The organism is Thermogladius calderae 1633, from assembly GCF_000264495.1.
Classification (GTDB): Archaea; Thermoproteota; Thermoprotei_A; order Sulfolobales; family Desulfurococcaceae; genus Thermogladius; species Thermogladius calderae.
This window is the reverse complement of the sequence record NC_017954.1, coordinates 680,434-706,574: the sequence shown is the minus strand read 5'-3', so window position 1 is coordinate 706,574 and position 26,141 is coordinate 680,434. Positions and strand designations below refer to the sequence as shown.

Here is a 26,141-nt window from a genome sequence, read left to right as displayed (position 1 = left end):
AAGAGGCGGGGGTCGCCCCTATAGACGGCCCCGCACTTGATACATCTTAAGAAGACGTCTTCCCTTATCGGGTTTAACTCGTTTCCAAGCTAACACCCGTTCCAAGCATTGAAGGACGTATATTACGACGAGGAGGATTTAACTGTTTTCACTCGAGAGGTTCTTCAGTACCGCGTCTCCCACTTCGCTAGTGTGGTACTTACCCCCCAGGTCTGGTGTGACCGCTCCCTGCTCCTGGACTGCTCTCCTAATAGCGCCCTCTAAAGCCTTGCTCCACTTCAACAAGCTACTGTCACCCCTCGACCACCCGAGGTACTTCAAGAGAAGTCTCGTCGCCTCCAGCATGCCGTAGGGGTTTGCGAGGTTCTTACCCGCTATATCGAAGGCTACCCCGTGAACCGGCTCGAAAACGGCTGTCCGAGGCCCGATCTGGGCTGACCCGCAAAGGCCTAGCCCCCCAACAAGTGCGGCGGCTAGGTCGGACAAGATGTCACCGTAGAGGTTGGGGGTCAAGATCACCCTGAACGAGGAGGGTTCCCTGACTAGCTTGTACGCCGATGTGTCGACGAGCACTTCCTCGGCCCTGATATCCGGGTAATCCTTGGCGACCGCAAAGAATGTCTCGCGTAGTAGCCCGTCAGTGTACTTCAAGATGTTGGCCTTGTGCACCAGCGTCACTTTCTCGAGCCCCTCGCGTCTAGCGTACTCGAACGCGAACCGCGATACGCGCTCGGCCTCTTGTCTCGAGGTGAACCTGACCGAGACCGCTACACCCCCCACCTCGCCCTCAACGCCAACGTAGAGGTCTTCGAGGTTTTCGCGGACGATCGTGAAGTCGAACCTACCCAGGGACAAGCCCTCGTAGCTCTTGAAGGGCCTGACGTTTGCGTAGAGGTCGAGCTCTCTACGTATCAGGTAGTTCAAGCTCCTAAAGTCCCGCCTGTCCCAAGGGGTGTTGAGCGGGCCTTTCAAAACCGCGTCCAGACCCCTCGCAACGTCGAAGAAGTCTCGTTGGTAGAGCTCGCCGTGTCTACTCATGTAGGTGTACCCTATACCCAGCTCCACGAACTCGAAGTTGCCGATGAAGGACAAAACCCTCAGCGCCTGTTCGACGACTTCGGGGCCTATACCGTCTCCTCTAACGACCCCTATCTTGTAGACCACGGTAAGCCACCTCTCTTCTTTATGTACTCCACAATACCCCCCTCCGAGATCACCTCCAGGAACTCGGGAGGGTAGGGGGGCACTTTCTCCTCCACACCCTTAGTGATGTCGCGTACGATCCCTCTCGCCAGGTCGACCTCGATTACGTCGCCCGACTCGGCCGTGTCCGGTATGACTTTCGCCTTGACGACCGGGAGACCGATGTTCACGCTGTTCCGGTAGAATATGAAGCCGAAGCTCTTAGCTACAACGGCACTTATGCCGACCATCTTGAGGAGCCTGGGCGCGTGCTCTCTACTAGAACCCTTACCGAAGTTCCTCCCAGCTACTATGATGTCCCCTTTACTGACCTTCTTGTAGAACTCGGGTATCACGTCCTCTAGCACGTGGGGTATCATCTTGGATATGTCGTCTATGAACTCGAACTTATACTTACCGGATATTATGTGGTCTGTAGAGATGTCGTCTCCTAGCTTGATAGCTCTCCCCCTTATGATCATGCGAACACCCTCGGGTCGGTTATTCTCCCGGTCAGAGCGGAAGCCATGGCCGTAGCAGGCGAGGCGAGATAGACCTCGCTTTTCCTATGTCCCATTCTACCAGGGAAGTTCCTGTTGGTAGTAGACACGGCGACCTCGCCCTCTGCTAGTAGCCCCATGTGGGCTCCTACGCAGGGACCGCATGTCGGGGGCGACAGTATACACCCCGCCTTTAAGAGAATATCAATGTAGCCTCTATCAAGAGACTCTAACAAGACCTTCCTCGAGGCCGGTGCGACTATACACCTCACACCACTCTTAACCCTCCTCCCTCTGGCGATCTTCGCGGCTACCTCCATGTCCTCCAACCTGCCGTTCGTACACGAGCCTATGAACACCTGGTCGACCTCGACGCCCTCAACTGAGCTCACTGGAGCTACGTTGAACACGTCGGGCGGCCTCGCGACCATGGGTTCTACTTCGTCTAGTTGAACGCTGATCTCGTCCACGTAATCACTACCCATCCACGATCCATTGGTCTGCTCGCGTAGACCCTCGGGGGGTACTACTGAGGTCACTGCCATCATCTCCGTGGACATGTTGGTCAGCGTCGCAAGACCATCGAGTCCGATCGCCTGTAGGTCTCCGGCGTACTCGATTACCCTCCCGTGAAACTTCTCCACGTCCTTCAACCCGAGAAGCCAAAGTGCGACGTCCTTACCCATCACCATGTGTTTGAGGGTGCCCATCAACACCACCTCGACGGTCTCGGGAACCGTGAACCACGTGTACCCGTAGGATAGGGCAACCGCGACGTCTGTACTGCCGAGACCCAAGGCTAGGGCTCCTGTGACGCCTACCGTGGGCGTGTGGCTGTCTGCTCCTACCACTATTTCGCCTGGGCCGGCCAGGCCGCTCTCGATCACGAGCTGGTGGCTGATCCCTTCGCCGGCGTCAAAGAGGCCTATCCCGAACCTCGACGCGAACTCCCTCATCTTCTTGTGAACAGACGCGGCAGCCAGTGTCGGAGCGGGGGACGCGTGGTCTATGAAGAAGAAGGCCTTGTTACGCGCGAGCCTCTTCTCCAGCTTGAGCTCGTTGACTACAACTTCTATGACGAGGGGGGCGGTACCGTCGTGCGCGTAGACAAGGTCAACGGGTACAAAGACCATGTCTCCCGGAGAGACCTCTTTGCCGAGCCTTTTCGACAAAAGTCTCTCGATAAACGGCAATTAAATCACCGCTTTTCCCTCAACTTTGGGTAGTACTTCGACGCGATCTCGAGCATCTCCTCGTCTGTAAGGGGCTGTGTCCTACCAGTCTTCTCGAAGAGCTGGACTACCTCGTCGAAGATCTGCTGTATTGCCTGGCTGTCCTTCGAGATAGAGTCCTCGCCCAGTACTTGCTTTAACCAGAGAGCCACGGCGGCCCTCCCCGAGTGGGGGGTGATCTCGACGCCCACGGGGATGCCCAAGAGGTAGTAGGGGTCGAAGGGCAGGTAAACCTCAGGGTTCTTGAGCAGACCGTCCGCGTGGATCCCGGCCTTGGTCTTGAAGGCGTTCTTGCCAAGTATGGGCAGATGATCTGGCACCCTGTACCCCATCTTCTCGAATAGCTCCCTGACCCTCCCCAGGGGCTTAAGGTTAATGTCCGACAACCCCTTTATGCCAGCGTAGTGGATCGCCATGACCTCCAGGGGGCAATTGCCCGCCCTCTCCCCTATACCCAGAAGTGTGACGTTGGAGGACGCCGCGCCGTAAAACCAGGCTGCAAGGTGGTTCGCTACAGCTAGCCCCAGGTCGTTGTGCCCGTGGAACTCGATGTCCTCCTCTGGTAGGCCCGTCTTCTCCCTGATGCGTGTGACGAGGGCTGGTATACCCCGTGGCGGCGGAACGAACTCGAAAGGCATCCCCACGCCGAGTGTGTCAGGTAGCTTGACTTTCAGCTGAACTCCGTACTTCTCGCTCAGGTTGATCAACTTCTGGAGGAAGGGTATCACCACGTTGTCCAGGTCCGCCCTGGTCACGTCCTCTAGAGACGCTTTGACCTTAATACCCCTCTTGAAGGCTTCCTCAGCTACGCTAATGTATTTACCGATAACCACGTCTCTAGTCGAGTTAAACTTGTAGACTATGTGGTAGTCCGATATCGACATCAAAACGACGGCCTCGTCTAGACCTGTCTCGGACACCAGGTTGAGGTCCTGGAGACTAGCCCTGATCCACGCCACCGGCTTGGGGTACTCGTAGCCCTTCTCCATTATAGCCTTTGCGAGAGCCCTGTCACGCCCCGTGTAGAGGAAGACCTCTGTTGAGCGTATAGACCCCTTGCCCCCGATCTCGTGGAGTAACTCGTAGATCTCGAGCCCTTCTTCTACACTGAGGTACTTCCACCCCTGCTGCCCGTCTCTAAGTGTCGTGTCGGTCAAGTAGATCTTGGAGAGGACAGTCTTAGCCCAGTTAACGACTTTGACCCTGGGAGGCTCGGTAAACGGGAAAACGTCCCTAAACAGCCGATCCATGGCTTATCGTGGAATACATAGAGAATCAGCCCATATATAAACGTTAACTTTTGACATATAAAGAAAACGGTGAAAGACCGAACTTGTACACTTCCGATTATGCATGCTCGTTTAAGTATAGACAGCCCTTGACCATTAGAAACCCGTCTCTACCACCATAGTAACCTTTGAGTACGCGTACTACACGGTAACCACTCTTTGTGTAGAGCCTTAGTGCCCTCTCGTTGTCTACAGCGACCTCTAGCACAAAGCACGCCGCTCCGAGCCCCCTCAACTTCTCCTCGAGTTTCTCGAGAAGGAGTGACCCGACCCCTTTCCCCTGCCAGCTGGGAGCCACAGCAATCGAGACTACGTGCCCATAACCCTCCTCGACGACCCCAGCCGCGTACCCAATGACTCTTCCACCTACTTCGGCTACTAGTACAACCCCGTTAATAATCGTAAATAGCTCCTCGAAGACCGACCTGTCGTAAGCCAGGTCTGGTGGGAAACACTCCCGTTCGATCTCCAGTAGTGTGGGGATGTCTTCCTCCCTAGACGCTCTTATCTCGACTCCGGCCACCGCCATCTACACGACCAGAATTCATGCGATCTCTTTGACTCCTAATATTTTGGCTTACTCGAACAGTCTATCTAGTTGTGTTGATTTTTGGGGTTTTTGTAATAAAGCATATAAAAAAAGACTACGTTTATTTATTCCAACCAAGGAAATATATAACAATAGGCGAGTGGTATGAGTAAGAGCTTGTTGGTAGCAATTATAGTTATAATAGCTGTTGTTGCAGGTCTTGTAGGCTACTACGTCGCCAATGTCACGCGACCAGCTACAACGGTCACGACACCGATGCAGGTTGCGATGGCGTTCATTTTTCCTGGAAGTATAACAGATACGGCGTGGAACGAGGCCGGATACCAGTCAATGTTATCGTTTGTCGGATCTCACCCCGAAGTCAAGTACGCGTGGGTTCAAGGAGTCTACGACCCTACGCAGATCGTTAGCGTCGCTAAGTCGTACGCCCAGCAGGGGTACAAACTAATCGTCGGTGTCGGCTTTCAGTTCGGCCCGCCCTTCGCGCAGATAGCCAGCCAGACTCCGGGCGTCTACTACCTCGCTATAGCTGGAGCCAAAGAGTACGTAGGACCACAGGTAAGCGGAGCGAACATTAGGACAGACCAGTCCTGCTTCGTCGAGGGGTATATAGCCATCCAGATATCTAAAACGAAGCAGATAGGCTACGTAGCCGGGATGAATGTCTCCGAGCTCGGTTTGTGCGAGATCGGCCTAAGGAACGGTATAAAGTACGCTGGCTACGACCCGGACAAGGTCTTACACGTAGTCTACACTGGTGATTTCCACGACGTGACAAAGGCTAAACTGGCTACCGAGAGTCTCATACAGCAGTACCACGTAGACGTCATAAAGTCCATGGGTGACGGAGTCCAGCTCGGCGCAATAAGCGCTGTAAAGGAGTTCCCCGGCGTCTTCATAATGCCGAGCTCGACGTATCACCCAGAACTATACGCCGAGCAGTTGCTGGTAGGAGAGGTGTGGGACTGGAGTGCCGTGTACTCCCAGTTCTACAACGACTACCTGTCAGGGAAGTTAGCTAGTGGAGGACAGTACTACTGGGCTGACCTAGCCAACGGCGGGATTAAGCTTATACAGGGTAGCGCCTGTCCTAGCGACTTATGGCAAAAAGCACAGGACGTGATAAAGGGGATTATAAACGGGACTATAAGCACCGGGTTCACTCCTTAGTTTTTTCCACCCAAACACCTCTGCGGTGGCCCCCATGAGTTCTAACGAGTGCCAAGCCATAGTTGAGATGCGAGGTATAGTCAAGAGGTTTCCAGGGGTCGTAGCCAACGACCACGTCGACCTAAAGATCTGTAGGGGCGAAGTACTAGCCATACTAGGCGAGAACGGTGCCGGTAAGACCACCTTGATGAACGTCCTGTACGGCCTCTACCTTCCTGACGAGGGCGAAATACACATTAAAGGGAGAAAAGTGTTGCACCGCTCGCCGCGGGACGCGATTGAGAACGGTGTAGGGATGGTTCACCAGCATTTCACACTAGTGGACGACTTGACAGTAGCGGAGAACATAGTTCTGGGAGCGGAGAAGTTTAAAGTTTTCTACGACTTGGAGAAGCTGGCTAAGGAGATCGACGAGTTCATGAAAACCATCGGGCTTTACGTAGACCCCTTGAAGAAGGCATACGAGTTGTCGGCGGGCGAAAAACAGAAAGTAGAGATACTTAAGGCGCTCTACAGGAGAGTGGAGGTTTTAATACTAGACGAGCCAACATCGGTATTGTCGCCGATCGAGGTAAGAGAGCTGTTCAAGACCATACGCAACCTGAAGAGTAGGGGGATATCCGTTGTCTTCATAAGCCACAAATTAGACGAGGTCATGGAGATCGCAGACAGGATCGTGGTCATGCGAGCAGGTAAGGTAGTAGGTGAGCTCGCTGGACACGAGGCTACCAAGCAACTGCTGGCAACGCTTATGATAGGTTCGAGAGCAGTTAATATCGAGGAGAAGTTCGGAAAGCATGTTAGACCGGCCGGTAAACTACTCGAGGTAGTTGACTTGTGGGTGAAAGGCGACAGGGGAGAGGACTCCCTGAAAGCCGTTAACCTGGTCGTCAGGAAGGGCGAGATCGTCGGCGTCGCCGGAGTCGCTGGTAGTGGTCAGAGAGAGCTTGCTGAAGCGATATACGGCTTGAGACCCGCGTGGAGGGGTAGGATTCTGCTAGAGGGGAAGGACATTACTCGCTCCCCTACAGCCGAGAGGATCAAGATGGGGGTGTCCCTGATCCCTGAAGACAGGTTGAGATACGGTGTTGCGGCTGAACTACCGGTGTACGAGAACATATACTTAGAGAAGGTGCATCTCGAGGGTAGGAAAAGTCTGCTTGACAGGATCGGGTTAAGGGTACTTGACAAGAAGGGGATGGTCGACTACGCTAAAAAAGTTGTGGAAAAGTTCAGTGTGAAGACCCCGAGCGTCTTCACCAACGCAGGGAAGCTGTCAGGGGGGAACATACAGAGGCTGATCGTGGGGAGAGAACTCGAAAGAAAGCCGCTCCTAGTGATAGCAGGCGAGCCCACAGCAGGCCTAGATATCGCCGCCACCAACTTCGTTAGAAAGATGATCGTCGAGATGAGCGAGGCGGGCGCGGGAGTCCTGCTGATCTCGAGCGATCTCCAGGAAGTACTCGAGTTGAGTGATAAGGTAGTCATCCTATGTAACGGTGAGGTTATGGGTGTTTTCAGGCCCGGGGAGCTGAGTATGGAGGAGGTCGGTCTTATGATGTCCTGTGCGAAGCGAATGAGTAAGGAGGAGGTCGAGAGGGCATGGGGTACGTGATCAGGATCAGGCCTAAGCCTGCTAAACCTCTTGCGATAGTACTCGCGCCGGTGGCCAGTTTCGCGCTAGCGTTCTTTGTTGGAGGATTATTGATGGTGTGGGCCGGTGTAGACCCCATATCCGGTTACACCGCGTTTGTTAGCGGCTCGTTGACCACCTTCCCGGGGTTTATGCAGACGCTCGTACAGGCCACGCTCTTCATGCTCATGGCGACCGGAATAGCTATATCGAATAGGGCTGGCGTCCTCAACGTGGGCGCCGAGGGGCAGTATATTGTAGGGGCAATCCTCGCCACCTACGTGGCAGTCGAACTACAACAGACGCTGCACCCAGCCCTCGTAGTCGTATTAGCGATGTTACTAGCAGCTGTAGGGGGAGCTCTCTGGGCCGCCATACCGGGCGTTCTCAGGGGTTACATGAACGTGAACGAGGTCGTGACAACCGTTATTCTAAACTGGCTCGCTTACAGGATCCTCCAGTGGATAATAAGAGGCCCCCTCAGACTACCCGGCCCCCAGCTCTACCCAATGTCGCCTCCAGTCACAGCCACGCTACCAATCCTAGAGCCGTCTTCGGGACTGAACGCTGGTTTGGTCATAGCAGTCGCCTTAGCTGTGTTCTCCTATTTCCTGTTGTTCAACACGGAAGTCGGGTTCAAAATAAGGGTCACTGGGTCAAACCCCGACCTAGCCCGGTACGCAGGGTTCGGCGTGGAGAGAGTCATCGTCCTGAGCATGGGTTATAGTGGAGCACTAGCCGGGATAGCTGGGGGCGTGGAGGTGCTCGGGAACCTCCACTACTTGTTCGAGGGGATCTCCATCGGTCTCGGGTACACATCGATCATAGTCTCACTAGTGGCCAGAGACCACCCGCTGGGCGTGATCGCCGCGTCCATAATGTTCGGGACAATCTACAGCGGTAGCTCGTTCCTCCAGACCGCGACCCACCTAACCTACACGTTCTCGAAGGCGTTGGAAGGCCTGATATACTTGTTCGTTCTAGTGACCACGCTCTTCGCGTTCTACGAGATCAAGCTCGTAAAGGTGAGCTGACTTGAGCCTCGAGAGAATCGTCTCATCGATCCTGTCGCTTGGCGTCACGCTGAGCACGCCGCTCGCAATAGCTGGTATAGGCGAAGTCATCAGCGAGAGAGCGGGGGTTATAGACTTGGGCATTGACGGCATAATGCTCCTGGGCGCTTTCATAGGCTTCCACGTGTCTCTCCAGACGGGTAACACGTACCTAGGGTATCTGGCAGGCGTTGGAGTCGGGGTTTTAATGGGGTTAATCCTGGCAGTCCTGTCTGTCTACCTTAAACTCAACCAGGCTATCACGGGAATGGGCCTCTACTTCCTCGGCTTCGGGTTGTCGGACTTCTTCTACAGGACCATATACGGCGAGAAGGAGGTCTACCTCCCACCACCCACGCCGCTGAGCGTGCCCGTGCTCGCGAATATACCCGTGATCGGCCCCTCGCTCTTCCAACAGCTCGACATGGTGTACTTCATGTACGCCCTAGTCCCGCTGGCCTGGCTACTAATTAACAGGACGAAGCTCGGGCTCTGGATACGGAGCGTAGGCGAGAATCCCAAGGCCGCAGACGCTATGGGTGTTAACGTCTCGATGATCCAGACTGTCTCGGTGCTAGTTGGTGCAGGACTAGCGGGGTTGGCGGGTGCCTTTTTGAGCATTGGCATTACCCAGGTCTTCTACGAGAACCTGACTTACGGGATAGGCTTCATAGCTATAGGCTTGGTGTACTTCGGTAAGTGGAGCCCCGTTAGGACGTTCGCAGGAGCACTCTTGTTCGGGCTATCGTGGTCGGTGGCCATATCGACTCAGAGCTACTTCAACGCTATAGGCCGCCCAGACCTTGTATACTTCCTCTTAGCCCTACCGTACCTGATCATAACACTAGCACTCGTAATAGTCTCTAGACAAGCAAGAGGCCCCAAGTGGCTGGGGAGACCCTACATCAGGGAGTGAACACGCTCAACACTTTTTGTCTACGCGTTGACATTTATAAGATTCCTCAATCTCTATTCTAAAGATGGAGCCGCCGTAGCTCAGCCCGGCTAGAGCGCCGGACTCATACGGGTGGTACGTCACCGAGGTTGGTGGCCCAGGGGAGATCCGGTTGTCCCGGGTTCAAATCCCGGCGGCGGCACTCGCTCCTATTTACAAGTCCCCGTCTTCTCCACGTGGACTACTCTAAGCCTCTTGGAGATCTCGCCTAAGACCTCGTTAAGCCTATTACAGGCGTCCTCAGCGCTATTACCGTAGGCAACGATCGTCACCTTCACCGGCCTCTCGGCATGGGTCTTAATGTAGACGTCGCTCAGCCTCCTGAGGTCTCTAATGTAACCGTCCACCTCGGCCTCCACCATGTGGCCTGTCACAATAGACGCCTTCACGGAGACTCTCCCTGTTACCTTTTGAAGCAGTGGCTCAACGTACCTCTCGAACATCTCCCTCATCTCGGCCGGGACTCCCGGCAATGCGATGACGAGTCTCCCCTGGAACTCCAGCAGGAACCCGGGCGAAACACCAACTTCGTTTGGGAGAGGCCTCGCTTTTTCAGGTATGAACGCCGCCTTGACGTACTTGTACGCTTCGTCCCCGTACCTAGCCTTGATCATGTTGAAGGCCTCCTCGTTCTTATCGAGCTTCAAGCCCAACGAGCTGGCGATCGCCTCTGCTGTGATGTCGTCCTCGGTGAAGCCGAGCCCGCCGGTGGTCACGATAAGACTGGAAAGCTCTAGCAGTGCCCGTAGCCCCCACGAGATGTCCTCTATGGAGTCTGGGACTACTAGGATCCTGACTACCTCGAAGCCGAGGTTAGTGAGCTTCCTAGCCAGCCAGTTGGAGTTGGTGTCTAGAGTGACCCCCTTCAGTATCTCGCTCCCGATCACCATTATAGAAGCCTTAGCCTTCAAACCTCTCGCCTCTCATGGAGACCCTCATCGCGTACAGGGACTTAACCCGTTCGACTCCGTTTATTTCGTCGATGAGGGACGCCACAGGAGGGGGCACGAGACTCCTCCAGTCTCCTCCCTCGGCCATACGCCTTCTCACGATACTGCCACTGACCCCCTCGACGAGGGGGGTCTCGTAAGTCCTATACCCGTACTCCTGGAACAACATCCTAACAAACCTGTTGTTGCTGAATACAGCCTCTGCTCTCGGGGTGTAGTTCAACACATGCCTCGGCCACTCGTAGTTACTTGGGACGTTATCGATCGGGATAATGTAAGACCGCTCGTAGAGGGGGCCCAGCCCCCTTTTGACCATCTCGACCCTCTCGCCGGCAGTAAAGGGGTTCTCCATCGTGTAGCTGTACTGGGCGGCGGCCACGACTACCACGACCTCGTCGTAAGTTGACAGTATGTGTTTGACGCTCTCCAAGTGCCCGATGTGAAAAGGCTGGAACCTCCCAATGAATAGGGCCCTCTTCAAAATCGCTCAACCCTTCGCTCGTACTCTGAAGACCACTATAATCCACGCAGAGGTTTAACTCTTTCACCCCGCCTTATAAGGGACGTATGCTAGAATTGAGTACTGAAGAAGAGGTAGCCCATGTCTCTGGAAGGCGTGGCTGAGCTACCCCTACACGAGGGCTCTGTGCCTACATGGCTACTAAGGATTATGGAGAGGATGTCTCTAGCAATACTCAGGATCATGGTGGAGGAGTTCGGCCCAGACAAGGTCGTCGAGAGGTTTAGTAACCCGCTGTGGTTCCAGGGATTCAACAACGTCATAGGTATGGACTGGGACAGTAGCGGGTCTACAACAGTGCTAACTGGTGTTTTAAAGAGCGTCACGTGGAGGAGCCCCGACCTCGGCCTCCTGGTACTCGGCGGGAAGGGGGGCAACGCCAGGAGGGTCCCGCAGGAGGTCGCGGCCGCTACTAGGCTGTTCGACCTAGGCGACGAGAAGGTCCGTGAACTCGAGAAGGCGTCGAGGCTGGTAGCTAAAGTGGACTCGGCCCTCTTCCAGGCAGGCTACACTCTCTACCACCACGCCCTCTTCCTGTCAGAGAACGGCGTCTGGAGCATTGTCCAGCAAGGCATGAACCTAGAGAAGAAGACTGCGAGGAGGTACCATTGGAAGCATGGTACGAGTTTCTTCAGCGACCCCCATGAGGCAGTCTCCGGGACTCCGTCAGGCAAGGTGTTGAACATCGTCGACTCCAGAGCCGAGGGGCTGAGGCGTGTACTAGACGACCTAGTGAAAGAAGGGCTAGAGAGAGTCTCCAGTCTTTATAGCCAGGTCTACAACAGCCTGAAGGGTCAAGTGGGCTTGACCACCTACCTTGCAGAGACAGGCTCGGGCTCCATAACGCGGGTCGCGTACGGCGACAAGGGTCTGCTGGTCTACCAGCCTCTCCCGCACCCGTTCGAGGTCCACAGGCTGTTTAAGAGCATAGACGTCGTGGTTGACGGGTTTGAAGACCTCGTCTTAGCGAGAGGCGTGGGAGCTAAGACCATGAGGGCGCTCGCCCTGGTGAGCCACCTCGTCTACGACGAGCCACCCGGGTTCGACGACCGCGTAGACACCCCTCTAGACCCGTTCGTGTACTCGTACGCGATCGGTGGGAAGGACGGGGTACCCTATAGGGTCAGGAGACGTGAGGCAGAGGAAGTCGTGTCCACACTAGAGGACATCATCAACAGGGCCAAGCTAGGGGACAAGGACAAGCTCAGGGCGTTCAAGAAACTAAGGGAGTTAAAGATTAGAGTTGTGGGGAAGTACATTTAGCCCTCGCTACTTGATCAGTACGTTCGACACGTCCATAGACTTCACAGGCATTGCACAACCTTTTCTAACGCAGATTACCTCAGCTAGTATACTGACAGCTATCTCCTCCGGTGTGTCGCTACTAATGTCGAGGCCAGCAGGCATGTGGAGCCTACCCCTGAAATCGGCTAGGTTGAAGCCTTCGTCCATTAACCTCTTCAACATCCACGCACACCTGCTACGGCTACAAAGAGCCCAGACGTGGCCGGGGAACTTAACCTCGACCAGCTTCTTGAGAACCCTGTAGTCCGTCTCGACCTCTCCATAGGCGATCACTAGGACGTCGCTCTTGACGAACTGCAGCTTTCCGACCTCGTCGTCGGGCTTCCCCACGATCACACTCTCGGCGTAGGGGTACCGAACAGGGTTGGCCAGCTCCTCCTTATCGTCTATCACGATGACCCTAAACCCAACCATATTTGCGATGTCCGCGATCGGCTTGCCAACGTGGCCCCCGCCAACCAATATCAGTCTAGGAGAGGGTTGTATGACGTTTATGAAGACCTCTACGACTCCTCCGCACATCTGGTTAGTAGCTATCGCGTCTTTAGGTATGTTGTCTTTCCTTAGAGCTAGCTTCAGGAGTTTGGGCTTCCCTTCGCTCAGGGCCTTCAATGCCTCCTCGACCACTATCTTCTCGAGGCTCCCCCCGCCAATAGTCCCGTACTTGGCCCCGTCCTCTGTCACTACTATTTGGGCTCCAATATCCCTGGGACCACTACCCTCCTTGGATATAAGGGTTACCACTGCTACGCTTCTGTTCTTAGACAGCTCCTCTATCAACTTACTGTAGAGGAACTCCGGCTTCATATCCTATCCTCCTCGACGACGTTTATGCCCCTCATCATTAACAGTCTCCTAATCACTTTGTAATCGCTCTCCGTGAGTTCTTTAGAGAGTTTTATCATTACGTGGAAGCCTCCTTGCCCTATTATTGGCGACCCCTCGAAGAAGTACACTGGTTGGTAATTACCTGTCAAAAGTATAGGGTTGATGTCGTTCAACACGTCTTGTATGTCCCAGTGCGAGTACGCCTCCTGGATTATGATCGTCCTCCTGGTGAGCCTGGCAATCATGCAGGTCACTTGTCGGATTTAAATCGGAGCACTCCCTATTTAAGGCGAACCAAGAAGTCTTCAAGAACCTCGTTTAAGTGATCTGGGATGTCCGTGTTAACAGCCGGTTTCATAGCGGCTTTAGCTCTAATGATAGGCACACTAGTAGCGGGGTTTAAGCCTTACATCTCTGTCCTCTCCTCGCTCACGCTGTTCTCGATAGTGACCTACGGATCCACGTTTCCCGTAGTTTGGTGGCACGCAGTCAACCAGAGCTTTCTCGTAACGTTCGCCTCACTAGTCGCGGCTATGTACCTCGCCGAGTTGTACCGGGGGAGCTCGATTTCTAAGCAGGTGGTTGAGTCGCTAGAGTCTGTAAGCCCTAGACTAGCGGGTGTCTCAATACCCGCAGTGATCGGCCTGTTGCCGATGCCTGGAGGCGCCTACGTCTCGGCCACCTTGGTCAACGACGTGTACGAAAAAGCTGAGTTAACGCCGGAGGAAAAGACCTTCTTGAACTTCTGGTTCAGACACATATGGATCACTGTGTGGCCACTGTATCAAGGAGTGATAATAGCCTCGTACATAACCGGTATGGACGTGAGAGAGATCTCCTTAAACAACCTCCCCATAATCCTGGCGAGCATAGCCTCGGGACTACCGTTCCTCTTCTACTTTATGAGACTTAGGAACACGGTCAAAAGAAGGGAGCTGCGGGGCCTCGTACACCTGTGGCCCTTCGTATCCATAGCCGTCCTCAACCTAGTGCTCAACATCAACGTCTTCTTTTCGGTTCTCATCACGATACTGGTCTACACGCTCGTATACAAAGTCCAGTTGGAACAACACATTAGAGCCCTGAAGTATAGTTTGAACCCCCCTATCCTAGTCCTAGTCGCCGCAAGCTTGGTTTACGGGCATGCCATATCCGAGAGCGGCCTGGCATACGAGCTAGGAACCCTCCTCAGACAGGTCGAGGTCTCCATATTCGTGGTAACGGCACTCATTGTGATAGCTACGGGGTTCGAGTTCACCTTCAGCTCGATCGCGTTCCCGGTCTTCAGGCCCTACTTAAACCCGGCGAACGTCTTCTACGGGTTTTTAGGCGGATTTACCGGTAGTATGCTCAGCCCAGTCCACGCCTGCCTTGTCCTCTCAGCCGAGTTCTACAAGGCTAACCTGAGGCGGGTGTACAAGTACCTCTTACCGGCGACCGCATTGTCGGTGATAACGGGCCTCATATTGAAGATGTTCTTGTAGAAGACTCGCTTTGGCCACTCGTCAACGAGGTCAGGCAGTCGAAGTAGCCTCAAGCCTCCTCTTACTCACGAAAACCGTGTATGCGAGTGGGTCCGTGTAGACCTGAGTCCCCGTTAGCCTGAGCCACATCCAGTAGCTTGTCCTCTTCTTGAACCTATTGACGCGGGTCGTCGACACCCCTGCTTGTTATGGGTGATTTCTTTGTTTAAAAGGAGGCGGGTAAAGATAAAATAGTCCCGTAAGCTAAACTAGGATAGAAGGTGTATGGATGAGTAGTATACAACAACTTTTCGAGAAGGCAAGCACTTTTGTCAAGGAGCTCTCCAGGCCTTTTGTGGGTCGTGACGAGGAGGCCTTGGTCATAAGCCTTGGTGTCTTGACAGGAGAGCACGTTATCCTGGTCGGCGAGCCGGGTACTGCGAAGTCGGCGATGGCTAGGAGGGCGGCCGAGCTGATAAACGCCAGGTTTTTCAAGTACCTGCTCACAAGGTTCACAGAGCCGGACGAGCTCTTTGGGCCGATCGACATAAATGCGCTTAAGGTGGGAAAGTATGTTAGAATAACCAATAACAAGCTCCCCGAGGCGGAGATAGCGTTCATAGACGAGATATTCAACGCAAACTCGGCTATACTAAACACTCTTTTGACGCTGATGAACGAGCGGATAATTTACGACGGCTACAACGAGATAAGAGTCCCGCTGTGGACACTCATATCGGCGTCCAACAACGTACCCGACGAGCCGGAGCTACAAGCATTGTACGACAGGTTCCTCTTCAGGCACTTCGTCAGACCCGTCGAGGAGGACAAGTGGAGCAGCCTACTGGACGCGGCCTGGGAGATCGAGATTAGAGGCTTCGGGGCGACAAGGCCCGTCTTGTCCATGGACGAGATAAGAGAGTTGAACAAGCTAGTACTCTCGGTCGACGTGAAGAGCGTGAAGGACAAAGTCTTACGCCTCTTCGCTATATTCGAGGACCAGGGGATTCACATAACGGACAGGAGGAAGGGGAAGAGCCTGAAGGCCCTCGCGGCGATGGCGGTGATCAACGGGAGGATGAAGGTTGTCGAGGAAGACTTGATGGTCTTGAAGTACATAATAGCACGTGACAGGGAGGAGTACGAGAAGGTCTACGGCATCTTGCTCGAGGAGGTCAAGGCGAGCGAGAGGCTCGCGAGAGAGCTCTCGGAGATCGAGAATAACGTCAAGGAGGCGTTCAGGTACATCGGTAAGTTGTCGGACCTCGACCCCCGGCTAGTCGACTACTTGAGGAGTTTCGAGTCAGTGAAAGAGAGGGTCAGGAAACTGGCGGAGGAGGCCGGTGACCAGCGGATCCGGGAGAGGGCTAGTAAGCTCTTAGTAGAGGTCGAGGAGCTAATTGAGGTGATCAGGAAGAAGCTCTCGTTGTAGTGGTATTGATGGCCAAGGGCGTGTTGGCAGGAATCAACTACGACGACCCAGTCGTCAAGTACAGGGGTTATAAGGTAATAAGGCTCATAACGTTGATCCAGGGCCGTAGACCGCCAGACCTAAATGAGGCGTTGAGCACCGACTTCTTCTACTCCTTCTACCTCCCAGCACCTGTCCTGGTGGACGACGTCGAAAAAGGTCTGGAGAGACACTACGCGGTCGTTAAGAGTTTACTTGAGTCGCGGAGGTTCAGCGAGGTCAGGAGTAAGACGGTACTCGACTCCTTCACTAGCTCACTGGCGGCCTCTGTTTTCGCCAGCGAGCTAATCAAGGCAATAGAGGAGAGTACGAGAGGTTATCACCCGAGTGAGGGGAAGGAGGGTCAAGAGAAGAACATCCGAGAGAGAGTAGAGAGAGCGGTAGAAGCGACAGCGCGCATCGTAGACAACGTGAAAGCGCTAAAGAAGATAGCCGAAGGGGATCAACCGGGGTCTTCGAGCCTGTACGAGCTAGAGGAGTACTCCATGGACTTGTTAAAGCTCGCTAGGAACCTGGACGTGTCAAAGATTTTGGAGTTGATCAAGGGTCTCAAGCCCTGGATGCTCACTACAACCGAAGAGAAGCAGAACTTCAAGCGAGGCGAGTACGACGGGTACGAGCTCGGTCGGGACGTCGAGAGAGTAGCGTCTTCGAACTTGGCTCTGCCAGAAGAGTTGTTCGACCTCAGGTTCGTCGAGGGAAGGCTCTTGCTGTACAAGAAAGTCCTAAGCAAGGGTAAGGGTCCCGTCTACGTCCTCCTCGACAAGAGCGGTAGCATGGACGGGTTGAAGATGACGTGGGCTAAAGCCGTGGCGCTCGCAATCTTCATGAAGGCTAGTAGGGAGTTCAGGGACTTCTACTTCAGGTTCTTCGACAGTATAACGTACCCTCTCGTCAAGATCGAGAGAAAGCTGAAAGCCAGGCGAGTTGTAAAGATGATAGACTACATAGCGAGCGTGAGAGGGAGCGGGGGTACCGATATCACAAGGGCCATCATAACCGCGACGACAGACCTGAGAACGGGGCAGACAAAGAACGTCTCCGACATAGTCCTGATCACTGACGGGATCGACAGGATCGCCGAGCAACAGGTCACTTACGGGCTAAGGAAGGCCGGGGCAAGGCTTATCACAGTCATGGTTGGTGGCGAGAACAAGAGCTTGAAGAAGATATCCTACAGGTACCTCAGAGTGGAGAAGTTCGGGTCGGGAGACCTGCTAACGGTTGTTGACGCGATCCCAAGGTAAACACTCTTACTCACTGACCAGGCGCCGGCGTAAAATTGGGTATAACACCTGTACCAGAACCGATAAGGCCAAGAAAGCAACCGAGATCGTGAGGTATACTAGGCCCTCCATTCCGCTCCTATACCTCGCGAACTCTATTCTACTGTAGTAGACAGTGGAGTTCCAGGGCTGAATTAGGACGTATGTCTGGTTCTCGGTGGTGAAGTATTTGGACATGTACTGGACGCCCTCAGTCCCTAAACAGCCCTGCCAGTAGACTAGGCCCACCCCAGGCGTGTATATGGCTATCACACTAGCGTTTGTCCTTACGTTTAGCAAGTAACTCCCGTTGAAGAAGTCTAGGACGCCTAGCTCGTACCCTACGCCTGTGATGTTGATCTTGTCAAAGGGCCTGTCGGTGACCCTAGCATACCAGCCAGCCATAACAGGGTTCTTCTCTACTGCTACCGTGTAGTAAGTATAGGTGGACAGGGCGGCCACGACTAAGATGAGTACTAGTAGCGCATGTACCTTGTCCCAGGTGACGTTAGGTTTCGTCCTCGAGATCGCCAGAGACAGTACGCCTAGACCGACGACTAGTAGTATTATCTGGATCCAGTCCGGGCCGTAGCCCCTCACAACCAGGACATCACCCCTATTGGCCGGCGTTATTTGTAGAGCCGGCACGAACCCGGACAAGTAGGTACTAGCAGATATTCCTCTAGCGTCGTTGAAGTCCGTGATCACAACAGCTACACGCCCCACAGGGGCTATGTTGACGCCCGTGTTGTCTGGGAAGACGCCGTACAAGACAGAAGGCTGAACTAGCTGCTGGATGACGACGAGCACAACCGCGACGGCTACATAGACAAGCAATAGCTCGAATTTGATGCTAAGCCCGGGTTTATCCAATCTGGTCGACCTCGGGAGTTCGTTAATAGCGCAACTAGGATAAAAATCAGGCGTTCGAGGAGAGAACCATCGCTAGGCCGATGAGGGTTGAGTAGAAGCCGGGCTGATTAGACTCGTCCCTAAAGACATCCAATACATGGTTGAGGTCCGACCCTAGGGCCTTGAACAGCTCTAGCGCCACGTCTCTACAGTACTCCAGCGACTCGTTATCTCGGAGGTCCAGTAGCTCCGCTCTCTTACAGTACCAGCCCGCGTGAAGTGCCAGTTCGACAAGCTCCTGGTCGATATTTGCATCCCATATCTTCTTCAGGTTCAACTTCGAAACATGGTCAACAAGCCCTTCGTAGTAGCCTAGCGGACCTACGAGTCCGAGCCAGTCGTTGATGCTGGCCCAGATGAGCCTGGTGGCCTCGTGTTTCTCGTCCTCGCTACCCACCGTGTACAATGAAATGGAGACATCGATAGAGTACGATATTGCTAAGAGCCTTTCCTCGTCCTCAAGGAATTCGTTCGCGTCGGCTAAAGCGTTGCCGGTCACTTCAACAGACATTGTTACACCAGAATTGAATGCCCAGAATAACGGTTTTTAAGCCGTCGGGTCTGGCCTCATTTAAAAGCCTCGTATGCTTTAGAAGTCGAAAAGTTTAACCAGGACTCGTCAAGGTGTGTTAATAATATGAAGCAAGAGTTCAGAAGGATACTGGAAGTTTTGTCCGTGACCACGCTTGTCAACTTCCTTACAGGGTTTAACGCAAGGCTCGCCATAGTGGGCCTACCTACTATAGCCTCTAGCCTCGGCGCGGACTTGTGGCAGTCGATCTGGATTATCCAGGGGTACATGCTTGGGTCTACTGTAATCCAGTTGGTCGTCGGTAGACTGGCAGACCTGTATGGTAGAGTGAGGTTGTTCAACCTCGGTGTAGCCATATTCGGGCTCTCCGCTCTCTCGGCCGGCGCCGCACCAAACTCAACAGTCCTCATCGTATCGAGGCTACTCCAGGGTATTGGAGGGGCCTTTCTGATGTCGTTAACGATCACGCTGCTCACCGACTACGTCCCGAAAGAGAGGTTGGCGACATGGCTGGGCATAAACCAGGTATCGTGGAGAGTTGGCGCTCTAGTCGGGTTGTCGGTAAGCGGGTTCATAATCGATGCCCTGGGGTGGAGGTGGATCTTTCTAGTACAGTTGCCGATCTCGTTGTTCATTCTTTTATGGTCCCACGCGAGGCTGAAAGACATCTACGTACCAGTGGAGAGGCCTGTCATAGACATCACCGGTTTCACGCTATTCACAGCTTTCATGTCGGCCCTACTCGTAGGGTTGACACTCCACGGATATGGTTTTGCCGACGTTTCTCTAGCAAATCTCGCCCTGAGCTTCGTGGCCCTAACGCTCTTCGTCTTCAACGAGTTGAGAACCAGGAGTCCGGCACTAGACCTACGGCTGTTTAAGTCGTGGGCTTTCACAGGGGGTATAATAGCGCAACTCCTCTACTCGGTAGGGTTCGGGGCCTCTATGACGCTCCTGGCACTTTACTTCCAGGTGGTGAAGGGGTATTCCCCGAGCCTGACAGGGCTGCTGATAACTCCGTACGAGCTAGCTTTTCTAGTCTTCGGGGTACTAGGAGGCTACCTTTCCGACTTGGTCGGATATCCAATTGTGTCCTCAGTAGGCCTCGCTATTTCGTCGTTCTCGTTGTTCAGCTTGTACACAGTCAACACCACAACACGCATCCTCATGTACGAGTCGCTCCTAGGGATGGGCACAGGCCTTTTCGTCTCACCGAATACGAGCAGTATAATGTTGTCCGTCCCACCGGAGAGGCGGGGTGTAGCCTCATCGCTCCGGACTATATCCTTCAACGTCGGGTTTGTGGCGAGCTTGAACATAGCCGTGCTCTCTATAACGAACTTCATTCCTTACAAGATGGCATCAATGCTCATAACCAGTAGTCAAACAGGCTCAACGCTGTTGACAAGCAGTGGGACGGCCTTGTTGGGGCACGCTATAAAGTACTCGTTCCTGGTTCAGTCCATAGTAATGGCTTCCGCTATCCCGTTCTCAATATCTAGGCTCAAGCAAGCCGCCCCGAGCCAGAAGGCCGCTGCCTTTAGAGGCTTATAGGAGTAGAAGAGACCTGCTCTGAGGCGGACTACTTTTTGTCCAGTTCTCGTGACCGCTGTTTGAACGCGCGAAACCGGCTAGGTCTAAGGATTAACCCAGAGCGCGAGCCACGTTGAGGGCTAGACCTCTAGGATATTTCTCCTGCCTAAGCACCATGTGCCCAGTATAAAGCTGGTCTAAGAAAAACCTGCGTCATCGACTAGCCGAAAGCGGTACCGCGACAGAGGTCTAAGAGCTCGAAGACGGACTTAGCGTTGCCCGCCAGGTTGTTTTGCTACATACCAATAGGCTGTCTCCACTATGTCTAAGCCTATATGCTGGCGAGGACATGGATAGCCGTTCGGCGGGCGTGGTGTGATGTTCAAGTGGATTATACCTGGGCTTCTAGCGCAGTCTCCTCGACCGAGTCTCAGCGACGTCGACATCGTGAAAAACGCGTTCACAGGGGTCGTCAACCTCCTTTCAAAAGAGGAAAGGCCCGAGGACCTTATAATGGCCTTAGCATCTAAAGGCGTCGAGGTCTACCATGCTCCAACTCACGACTTTCACCCCGTAGAACTAGTCCACGTTATAGGCTCCATAGACTTCATCGAGAGACACCGCGTAAGAGGTGGTAGGGTACTGGTTCACTGCTCCGGGGGTGTTGGGAGGAGTAGCCAAGTCACTGGTAGTTACCTAATCTATAGGGGCCAAGACCTTTACACAGCAGTAAAAACTGTTAGGAATATCGTCAGTGGGGCTTTCGAGATACCTTGGCAGTTCAGGCTCCTCGAAGACTTCAGTACTCTCGTCGAGCTCATGGGTAGAGAGAGCGTCATCTCCCAATACCAAGCTCTCGCCAGCGAGCTTGAGTCTAAGCGGCTTCTCCACTTGTCCAAAGCTGTACAGTTCGTGATAGAGTTGGGCAACTTGATCGGCATGGGGAAACGCGAGCTGAGGAATTCTATTGAAGACGTTATAAAGGGGGTGAGAAGCGGTGGGGTCGAACACGTTACCGGCATCGCGAGACTGGCTGTAGTGCTAGACCAGGACATGAGCGGGAGGGTCGTCGTACTCGACGGCGAGGTTGAGGGCGGGGTCTTGTACTTGAGGTTACTGTGCGACTTGCCGTGCGATGACATAGCCTCCAAAGTCACGGGGGTTTCGACAGAGTTGGAGTTGAGTGGGGTGAGAGGCATCCACGTGGAGACGGGTCTCTACATGGACTACGTTTTCTAAAGCTCCTGGCCCTCGGAGCTCTTGTGGGCTCTCTCCTGGAGTACCGTGAGGGTAACTTATTCTCTAGGATTGTGGTTCGTGTGCTGAGAAGGAAATCATTTTTTATCCGCACCATTAGAGAGTTAGCCTGGTGAGGTCATGGACTACCTCTTCAAGCCGGGTTACGGCCCCGAGTGGGGTAGTGGCGGAGTATTTGGCTTGACCTACTACAGGAAAGTCCTGTACTACACGATATCAATGGAGGGGGAGGCGCACTTCCAGCACGACAACGAGGAGACGGTCTATAGGTTCGAGCTATTAGGGCCGGGCCCTTCATCGGGCGGGGACACGTATAACGCTGTCGAGACCGTGGACGAGTACATATACTTTGGCGGGTGGGTTCACAATCCGGCTGTTTACAAGTTAAGAGAGGGGTTTGCCGGTGAGATCGATTTCAGATACAAGTACTCCCACGTCCACGAGTACAACATCAACGAAAAGACTGTTAAGCTGGTTTGGAGCGAGACTGCCAGAAGTGAGAGAGAATGGGCTGGTGAGGTATCCGAGATAGTCTACGACTGGCTGAACGACAAACTCCTACTTGCTAGGGCCGACGGACACTTCAACCTCGGGATATTCGAGCTCGATAGGTCCAGTAGCGAGCTAAAGAGGCTTAGCGACATCCCGGGATTGAAGGGGAGCCTCTTTCTTGAGTTCGCATGCTTCGACATGCGACCGGACTGGAGGAGGGGTGTAGACGGGGTCCAGTGCTACGACCCACACGAGAAGAGGATGCTCTACTATAGTGTCCGGGACTGGGCCGCTGCTAGCGTAGATGGTGAAGGCGTCGAGAACAGGGGTAGTGGTTACGCGGTCTCAGCCTACGCTAGGTACTGGCACTTCTTCAGGGGTGGACTACTCGTAGGGAACCCTGTAGAGCCCGATGTCGAAGAGCCCTTGTTTGTTCGCTTGTTTGACTTTCCGGGCACACAGTACTCGCCCTCCAGGAGCAACGCCCTCGTAATCGGAGGCGGTGTACTAGCCGCGTTCAACGCCTACTCTCACGGAGTCCTACACGTTGCAGAGCCCAAGAAAAGTCTGGTCAAGACTCTGAACTACACCGTGGGCCCCTCCGTTCTCGTCTACATAACTCCACCAGTTGCTAGAATAGTCCTCGCAACAGGCGCCAGGATCACGAGTATGACCAAAAGAGGCAACGACGTGTTACTCGGCACGAACAACTCCCCCAACCTGGGAGGAAGGGACGCCACCAAGGTCGATATCGGGGTGAGAGAGGTCTTGAGCGTAAGCGAGGAGAGCATCCTCACGGGTAGACAACCACCCGTCGTTTTCAGGGTCGAGGGCTCCACTGTGGGCAGTAGGGTCTTTGGCGGCGTACCATTAACCGGGTACAAGGAGCCCCACCTGAGGGTATTCTCGAGCAAGCCCAACACTCTCAAGGTGAGCGAGTACGATGTAGGCTTACCGCCGAGGCTTGTCGACACTAGTAGCTATTCCATTTCTGAGGGCTGGAACAGAGTAGACCTAAGCAGTCACGACAACATAGTCTCGTTTAAGTTGATGAACCCCGACGAGAAAGCGGTGGTGTATATAGTCCTAGAGTAGCTTCTTAGGTCCACTGCTGGCATTCACGCCGACTTTTTAAGGAGGTCTTCTACGAACTTGACGACCTCGTCCTTTGTTGTGAGAGTCGAGACCTTCTTAGCTGACTCGACAACAACGACCTTGCCCCCCACCCTAGCTCTAACCAGGTCTACCTCCTTGAACGAGTATACATCTAGGACCTCTACTCCCCTCTTTCTCGCCTCCTCTCGCAATATCACGACTGGGCTCCTCGGCATGGGAAACCCCCTTACTATTTAAGTAACCATTTCGGGCTCTTTAAAAAGGTAGAGTGAGACGTTGAGCAGTAAGAGGAAGTGCGTGAAGTGGGGTTCGTCAGGCCTCTTGGTCAAACTAGCGGACGACGCCTTAACGATTGAGGGGAGCTTCAACGTAGAGGTCAGGCCCAGAGGGGTGGTATTCGAGCAGGCCAAGTCGTATCGCGTAGCGAGCGACGAGAGAAAGAAGTACATCTACGTGGAACACGATGAGCTAAAGCCCGCGAGCGCGGTGAACTGTAGCGAGGAGCTAGACTTGGGAAAATACGTGGTAAGTAGTGTAGACCTAGGGTTCGAGGAGTACGTGACAGTGACCACCCCGGGCGAGAGCTTGATCGACTACCTGATTATTACCAGGCGTATCTCGTGTATTGTCGTATCGCGTAAGAGGGAGCCTTACGTTGACCTAGCACAAGGGACTCTTGCTATCTACCTAGTCTAACGCTCGATATAGACGACAGTTCCTCTAACGTCCTCGAGGTGTCCCGTTAAAGCTTTGACAGCGTCATCAGTGTTGAACCCGCTCATCAAGAGCACTGGGACCCTGAACTTGGCAGAGAGCTCTATGGCCGACCTGACCTTGCCGGATATCCCGCCTGTAGCGTCGGCAGCTGACCGATCTCCTAAACTCTTCAGGACCCTCGTAGCATTACTGCTGTCGATCCTCGAGACGAGCTCGGGTTTCTCGCATTTCTTTGGGTCGCACGTGTAGACCCCCTCCACGTCCATGAGGAAGACGAACAGTGACGGCCTAATCCTTTCCGCAAGCAGTGTGAAGACCGCCTCTGTGGAGAGCACGGAGTAGCCATCCTCGGTGAAAACGCACTCCCCGTAAACCACGGGTCTAATACCCCTCTTGATCGACATAACGACCGGCAAGTGGTTGACTACGAACCCACCGGGCCCCCCAGTGATAATGGCGCTTGTTTGAATAGAGGTGGCATCGACCCCCTCAGACACGAGGTAGTCGACCACCAGCTTGTTCAGCCATCGTGTTGCTGACTGACACCTTACAAGCAGGGGCCTGGCGCCGTATTTATCGCGCATGGCTTTTACTACTATGTGGGCAAAGCTGCCGCCCCCGTTACCTAAAACCAAAGGTAACTCGGCTGGAACCCCCTTCAGGATCCTAGCTAGGGAACTCAAAGCGCGGAAGTTAAGGCTGAAAGGCTTTTCTTTGATCGTCAGGAAGCTACCTCCAGCTTTAAGGTAGACCACAGGTCCACTTAGGTCCGCGGGGTTCACCGCCGCTCATCTTCCCTTAGCCTATTTTTATCTTCGATCGCCTAATCTAGATTTTGAATGCGATTAAAAACTCGTGCGGTGGTTTAAGTACATGCGCTTTGTCGTCAATCGTTTCGTCGAGAGGCTGGAGAGGTCTTGGATCCCGTTAATAGTGGCCAATATCTTCATAGCGTTTGCAGCGCCTTTCACAACCGCTTACTACGATTACAGGTACTTCGAGCAGTGGTACGATATAGCGACCAAGTACGGCTTGAGTAAAACGTATTCTCTAGCTTCGAAGACAGCCTACTTTCCTTTGACAGTCTACACGTTCCTACTCTTCCACTGGCTAGGGCTAAGTCTCGCAAACCTACTCAAGTTCGAGGCAGGCCCCTTAAACCCTTTAGTAGTCCTGGTCGACAAGATACCTTTCATATTGAGCTTTAACTTCATCTATCTCATCCTCCGGAGGAGGTACGGGTACGCGGCCGGCCTACTGTGGCTGATTAATCTGAGCGCATATTCAACCTTGGCGGGCTTTCAGTTCGATCTCCTCGTAGCTTTGCTCATCCTGTTGTCCATGATACTTCTCGAGGAGGGTAAAGCGGAAAAAAGCCTGCTAGTAGCGTCTCTCGTTACTCTTCTTAAGCAGATTTTCGTGTTCATCGCCTTGATCCCCTTCGCCTACATACTCAAACGCCACGGGCTCAAGAAGGCGCTCGTAAAGGCTCTTGTGTACTTCGTCGCGCCTATCGTACTGTTCTCGCTCCCCTTCCTACTGTACGACCCGGTAGATTTCGTCGCAAAAAGCCTCTTATTCCACGGCTTCCGCTACCCGCAAGACCTGAGTTTGTGGGCGATACCCCTCTACGCGGTATCGTTCAACGTCCAGCTCTTACCAGAGTTCATTACGTGGGCTTGGGTCGTGCCCTTCGTAGCGTTCATGGCTTACTTTTTCTACAAGCTAATCCGCATGGGAGTGTACAGGGAGAAAGCGCTGTTCTACTACGTTCTGGTCGTTAGTGGAATATTGGTCTTCAACAAAGTGGGTGGTCTCAACTACCTGACCTGGTTGACCCCCCTTCTCATAGCAATGTCGGCCATACTAGGAGGGGGTCTAGGCCTTAAGCTAAGGAAGGTGAGCGTAGCCCTGCCCATGTGGAGCCTCGCGATATACCCGTTTTTTACGTTCTACACTGCGGTGATCGTCGGAGGGGACATATACATTGTGGAGGACTCTAGCTGGGAACCTGCCGAGGGAATATTCTACGCTAGCTACGGGTACCACAACCCGCTGGCGGTCGTCATTTCGTTCTTAAAGTCCAGCCCCACGTCCTACTTCATCTTCAGGAGCCTCTACAACGCTATGCCCCTCACCTCAATCATGGTAACCTTAGTTTACAACGCTGCGATCATTTACGTAATGAGAGTTGCCTGGCGCTCGATAGGGTGGTAA

General features: G+C 53.8%; 27 protein-coding genes and 1 tRNA gene. 14 read left to right on the top strand and 14 right to left on the bottom strand.

From position 1 onward, the window contains the following. Nucleotides 1–138 precede the first annotated feature (138 nt). The 5 genes from TCELL_RS04055 to rimI form a co-directional block, all read right to left on the bottom strand. On the bottom strand, nucleotides 139–1,164 hold the full coding sequence (locus tag TCELL_RS04055) for an isocitrate/isopropylmalate dehydrogenase family protein (RefSeq protein ID WP_014737451.1): 1,026 nt from the start codon (nucleotides 1,162–1,164) through the stop codon (nucleotides 139–141). Further along, nucleotides 1,149–1,661: a LeuD/DmdB family oxidoreductase small subunit gene (locus TCELL_RS04050; RefSeq protein WP_048163692.1), complete on the bottom strand. Its 513-nt coding sequence runs from the start codon at nucleotides 1,659–1,661 to the stop codon at nucleotides 1,149–1,151. The genes TCELL_RS04055 and TCELL_RS04050 overlap by 16 nt, the downstream gene beginning before the upstream one ends. Then, entirely contained in the window at nucleotides 1,661–2,875 is a 1,215-nt protein-coding gene (locus tag TCELL_RS04045) for a 3-isopropylmalate dehydratase/homoaconitate hydratase family large subunit (protein ID WP_014737449.1), read from the bottom strand. Before TCELL_RS04045 ends, TCELL_RS04050 begins: the two co-directional genes overlap by 1 nt. 5 nt (nucleotides 2,876–2,880) lie before the next feature. Beyond that, nucleotides 2,881–4,164, bottom strand: a complete 1,284-nt coding sequence (locus TCELL_RS04040) for a homocitrate synthase/isopropylmalate synthase family protein (protein WP_014737448.1) — start codon at nucleotides 4,162–4,164, stop codon at nucleotides 2,881–2,883. Nucleotides 4,165–4,261: 97 nt separating this feature from the next. Beyond that, entirely contained in the window at nucleotides 4,262–4,732 is a 471-nt protein-coding gene (gene rimI, locus TCELL_RS04035; RefSeq protein ID WP_014737447.1) for a ribosomal protein S18-alanine N-acetyltransferase, read from the bottom strand. A 165-nt stretch (nucleotides 4,733–4,897) separates the two neighbouring features. Between rimI and TCELL_RS04030 the strand changes: the two genes are divergently transcribed. From TCELL_RS04030 to TCELL_RS04010, 5 genes are all read left to right on the top strand, one after another. Beyond that, a complete protein-coding gene (locus tag TCELL_RS04030) occupies nucleotides 4,898–5,923 on the top strand; it encodes a BMP family lipoprotein (RefSeq protein WP_014737446.1) in 1,026 nt (341 codons plus the stop codon). Nucleotides 5,924–5,957: 34 nt separating this feature from the next. Beyond that, nucleotides 5,958–7,538, top strand: coding sequence for an ABC transporter ATP-binding protein (locus tag TCELL_RS04025; RefSeq protein ID WP_048163076.1), 1,581 nt, complete (start codon nucleotides 5,958–5,960; stop codon nucleotides 7,536–7,538). Beyond that, a complete protein-coding gene (locus TCELL_RS04020) occupies nucleotides 7,526–8,590 on the top strand; it encodes an ABC transporter permease (RefSeq protein WP_014737444.1) in 1,065 nt (354 codons plus the stop codon). The genes TCELL_RS04025 and TCELL_RS04020 overlap by 13 nt, the downstream gene beginning before the upstream one ends. A 1-nt stretch (nucleotide 8,591) precedes the next feature. Next, complete coding sequence (locus TCELL_RS04015) at nucleotides 8,592–9,524, top strand: ABC transporter permease (protein ID WP_014737443.1); 933 nt, start codon at nucleotides 8,592–8,594, stop codon at nucleotides 9,522–9,524. A gap of 69 nt (nucleotides 9,525–9,593) precedes the next feature. Continuing rightward, nucleotides 9,594–9,705, top strand: a tRNA-Met gene (locus TCELL_RS04010). 7 nt (nucleotides 9,706–9,712) lie between these two features. Here TCELL_RS04010 and TCELL_RS04005 read toward each other — a convergent pair. Next, nucleotides 9,713–10,474 (bottom strand): competence/damage-inducible protein A, encoded by a 762-nt coding sequence (locus tag TCELL_RS04005; RefSeq protein ID WP_052307214.1) that lies wholly within the window; start codon nucleotides 10,472–10,474, stop codon nucleotides 9,713–9,715. Then, on the bottom strand, nucleotides 10,464–10,994 hold the full coding sequence (locus TCELL_RS04000; protein ID WP_014737441.1) for a nicotinamide-nucleotide adenylyltransferase: 531 nt from the start codon (nucleotides 10,992–10,994) through the stop codon (nucleotides 10,464–10,466). Before TCELL_RS04000 ends, TCELL_RS04005 begins: the two co-directional genes overlap by 11 nt. Before the next feature lie 120 nt (nucleotides 10,995–11,114). Here TCELL_RS04000 and TCELL_RS03995 point away from each other — a divergent pair, with 120 nt between their 5' ends. Then, nucleotides 11,115–12,296 (top strand): DUF763 domain-containing protein, encoded by a 1,182-nt coding sequence (locus TCELL_RS03995; RefSeq protein ID WP_014737440.1) that lies wholly within the window; start codon nucleotides 11,115–11,117, stop codon nucleotides 12,294–12,296. Between the two features lie 6 nt (nucleotides 12,297–12,302). Here TCELL_RS03995 and TCELL_RS03990 read toward each other — a convergent pair whose 3' ends face one another. Both TCELL_RS03990 and TCELL_RS03985 read right to left on the bottom strand, forming a co-directional pair. Then, nucleotides 12,303–13,145, bottom strand: a complete 843-nt coding sequence (locus tag TCELL_RS03990) for an XdhC family protein (protein ID WP_014737439.1) — start codon at nucleotides 13,143–13,145, stop codon at nucleotides 12,303–12,305. Beyond that, on the bottom strand, nucleotides 13,142–13,411 hold the full coding sequence (locus TCELL_RS03985) for a hypothetical protein (RefSeq protein WP_014737438.1): 270 nt from the start codon (nucleotides 13,409–13,411) through the stop codon (nucleotides 13,142–13,144). The genes TCELL_RS03990 and TCELL_RS03985 overlap by 4 nt, the downstream gene beginning before the upstream one ends. Nucleotides 13,412–13,498: 87 nt before the next feature. Here TCELL_RS03985 and TCELL_RS03980 point away from each other — a divergent pair, with 87 nt between their 5' ends. Beyond that, nucleotides 13,499–14,650, top strand: a complete 1,152-nt coding sequence (locus TCELL_RS03980) for a DUF401 family protein (RefSeq protein WP_014737437.1) — start codon at nucleotides 13,499–13,501, stop codon at nucleotides 14,648–14,650. Between the two features lie 30 nt (nucleotides 14,651–14,680). On the opposite strand, the gene TCELL_RS07490 is transcribed toward TCELL_RS03980, so the two are convergent. Next, nucleotides 14,681–14,827: a hypothetical protein gene (locus TCELL_RS07490; protein ID WP_014737436.1), complete on the bottom strand. Its 147-nt coding sequence runs from the start codon at nucleotides 14,825–14,827 to the stop codon at nucleotides 14,681–14,683. Between the two features lie 91 nt (nucleotides 14,828–14,918). On the opposite strand from TCELL_RS07490, the gene TCELL_RS03975 reads away from it, so the two are divergent. Both TCELL_RS03975 and TCELL_RS03970 read left to right on the top strand, forming a co-directional pair. Then, entirely contained in the window at nucleotides 14,919–16,061 is a 1,143-nt protein-coding gene (locus tag TCELL_RS03975) for an AAA family ATPase (protein ID WP_014737435.1), read from the top strand. An 8-nt stretch (nucleotides 16,062–16,069) separates the two neighbouring features. Further along, on the top strand, nucleotides 16,070–17,347 hold the full coding sequence (locus tag TCELL_RS03970; RefSeq protein WP_048163686.1) for a vWA domain-containing protein: 1,278 nt from the start codon (nucleotides 16,070–16,072) through the stop codon (nucleotides 17,345–17,347). A gap of 6 nt (nucleotides 17,348–17,353) precedes the next feature. Here the strand turns inward: TCELL_RS03970 and TCELL_RS03965 are convergent, their stop codons facing one another. Together TCELL_RS03965 and TCELL_RS03960 are read right to left on the bottom strand one after the other, a co-directional pair. Further along, nucleotides 17,354–18,238, bottom strand: coding sequence for a hypothetical protein (locus TCELL_RS03965; protein ID WP_014737433.1), 885 nt, complete (start codon nucleotides 18,236–18,238; stop codon nucleotides 17,354–17,356). Nucleotides 18,239–18,284: 46 nt separating this feature from the next. Then, nucleotides 18,285–18,788, bottom strand: coding sequence for a hypothetical protein (locus TCELL_RS03960; protein ID WP_014737432.1), 504 nt, complete (start codon nucleotides 18,786–18,788; stop codon nucleotides 18,285–18,287). 126 nt (nucleotides 18,789–18,914) lie between these two features. On the opposite strand from TCELL_RS03960, the gene TCELL_RS03955 reads away from it, so the two are divergent. From TCELL_RS03955 to TCELL_RS03945, 3 genes are all read left to right on the top strand, one after another. Further along, on the top strand, nucleotides 18,915–20,363 hold the full coding sequence (locus TCELL_RS03955; protein WP_014737431.1) for an MFS transporter: 1,449 nt from the start codon (nucleotides 18,915–18,917) through the stop codon (nucleotides 20,361–20,363). A 357-nt stretch (nucleotides 20,364–20,720) separates the two neighbouring features. Continuing rightward, a complete protein-coding gene (locus tag TCELL_RS03950) occupies nucleotides 20,721–21,581 on the top strand; it encodes a protein-tyrosine phosphatase family protein (RefSeq protein WP_014737430.1) in 861 nt (286 codons plus the stop codon). Nucleotides 21,582–21,719: 138 nt separating this feature from the next. Then, entirely contained in the window at nucleotides 21,720–23,186 is a 1,467-nt protein-coding gene (locus TCELL_RS03945; protein ID WP_014737429.1) for a DUF2139 domain-containing protein, read from the top strand. A 23-nt stretch (nucleotides 23,187–23,209) separates the two neighbouring features. Here the strand turns inward: TCELL_RS03945 and TCELL_RS03940 are convergent, their stop codons facing one another. Next, nucleotides 23,210–23,422 carry a hypothetical protein gene (locus TCELL_RS03940; RefSeq protein ID WP_014737428.1) on the bottom strand — a complete coding sequence of 71 codons (213 nt, stop codon included), beginning with the start codon at nucleotides 23,420–23,422 and terminating at the stop codon, nucleotides 23,210–23,212. A gap of 61 nt (nucleotides 23,423–23,483) precedes the next feature. On the opposite strand from TCELL_RS03940, the gene TCELL_RS03935 reads away from it, so the two are divergent. Next, nucleotides 23,484–23,903, top strand: coding sequence for a hypothetical protein (locus tag TCELL_RS03935; protein ID WP_014737427.1), 420 nt, complete (start codon nucleotides 23,484–23,486; stop codon nucleotides 23,901–23,903). Here TCELL_RS03935 and TCELL_RS03930 read toward each other — a convergent pair. Continuing rightward, complete coding sequence (locus TCELL_RS03930) at nucleotides 23,900–24,679, bottom strand: isopentenyl phosphate kinase (RefSeq protein WP_014737426.1); 780 nt, start codon at nucleotides 24,677–24,679, stop codon at nucleotides 23,900–23,902. The genes TCELL_RS03935 and TCELL_RS03930 overlap by 4 nt on opposite strands. 118 nt (nucleotides 24,680–24,797) lie before the next feature. On the opposite strand from TCELL_RS03930, the gene TCELL_RS03925 reads away from it, so the two are divergent. Beyond that, nucleotides 24,798–26,141: a hypothetical protein gene (locus TCELL_RS03925; RefSeq protein WP_014737425.1), complete on the top strand. Its 1,344-nt coding sequence runs from the start codon at nucleotides 24,798–24,800 to the stop codon at nucleotides 26,139–26,141.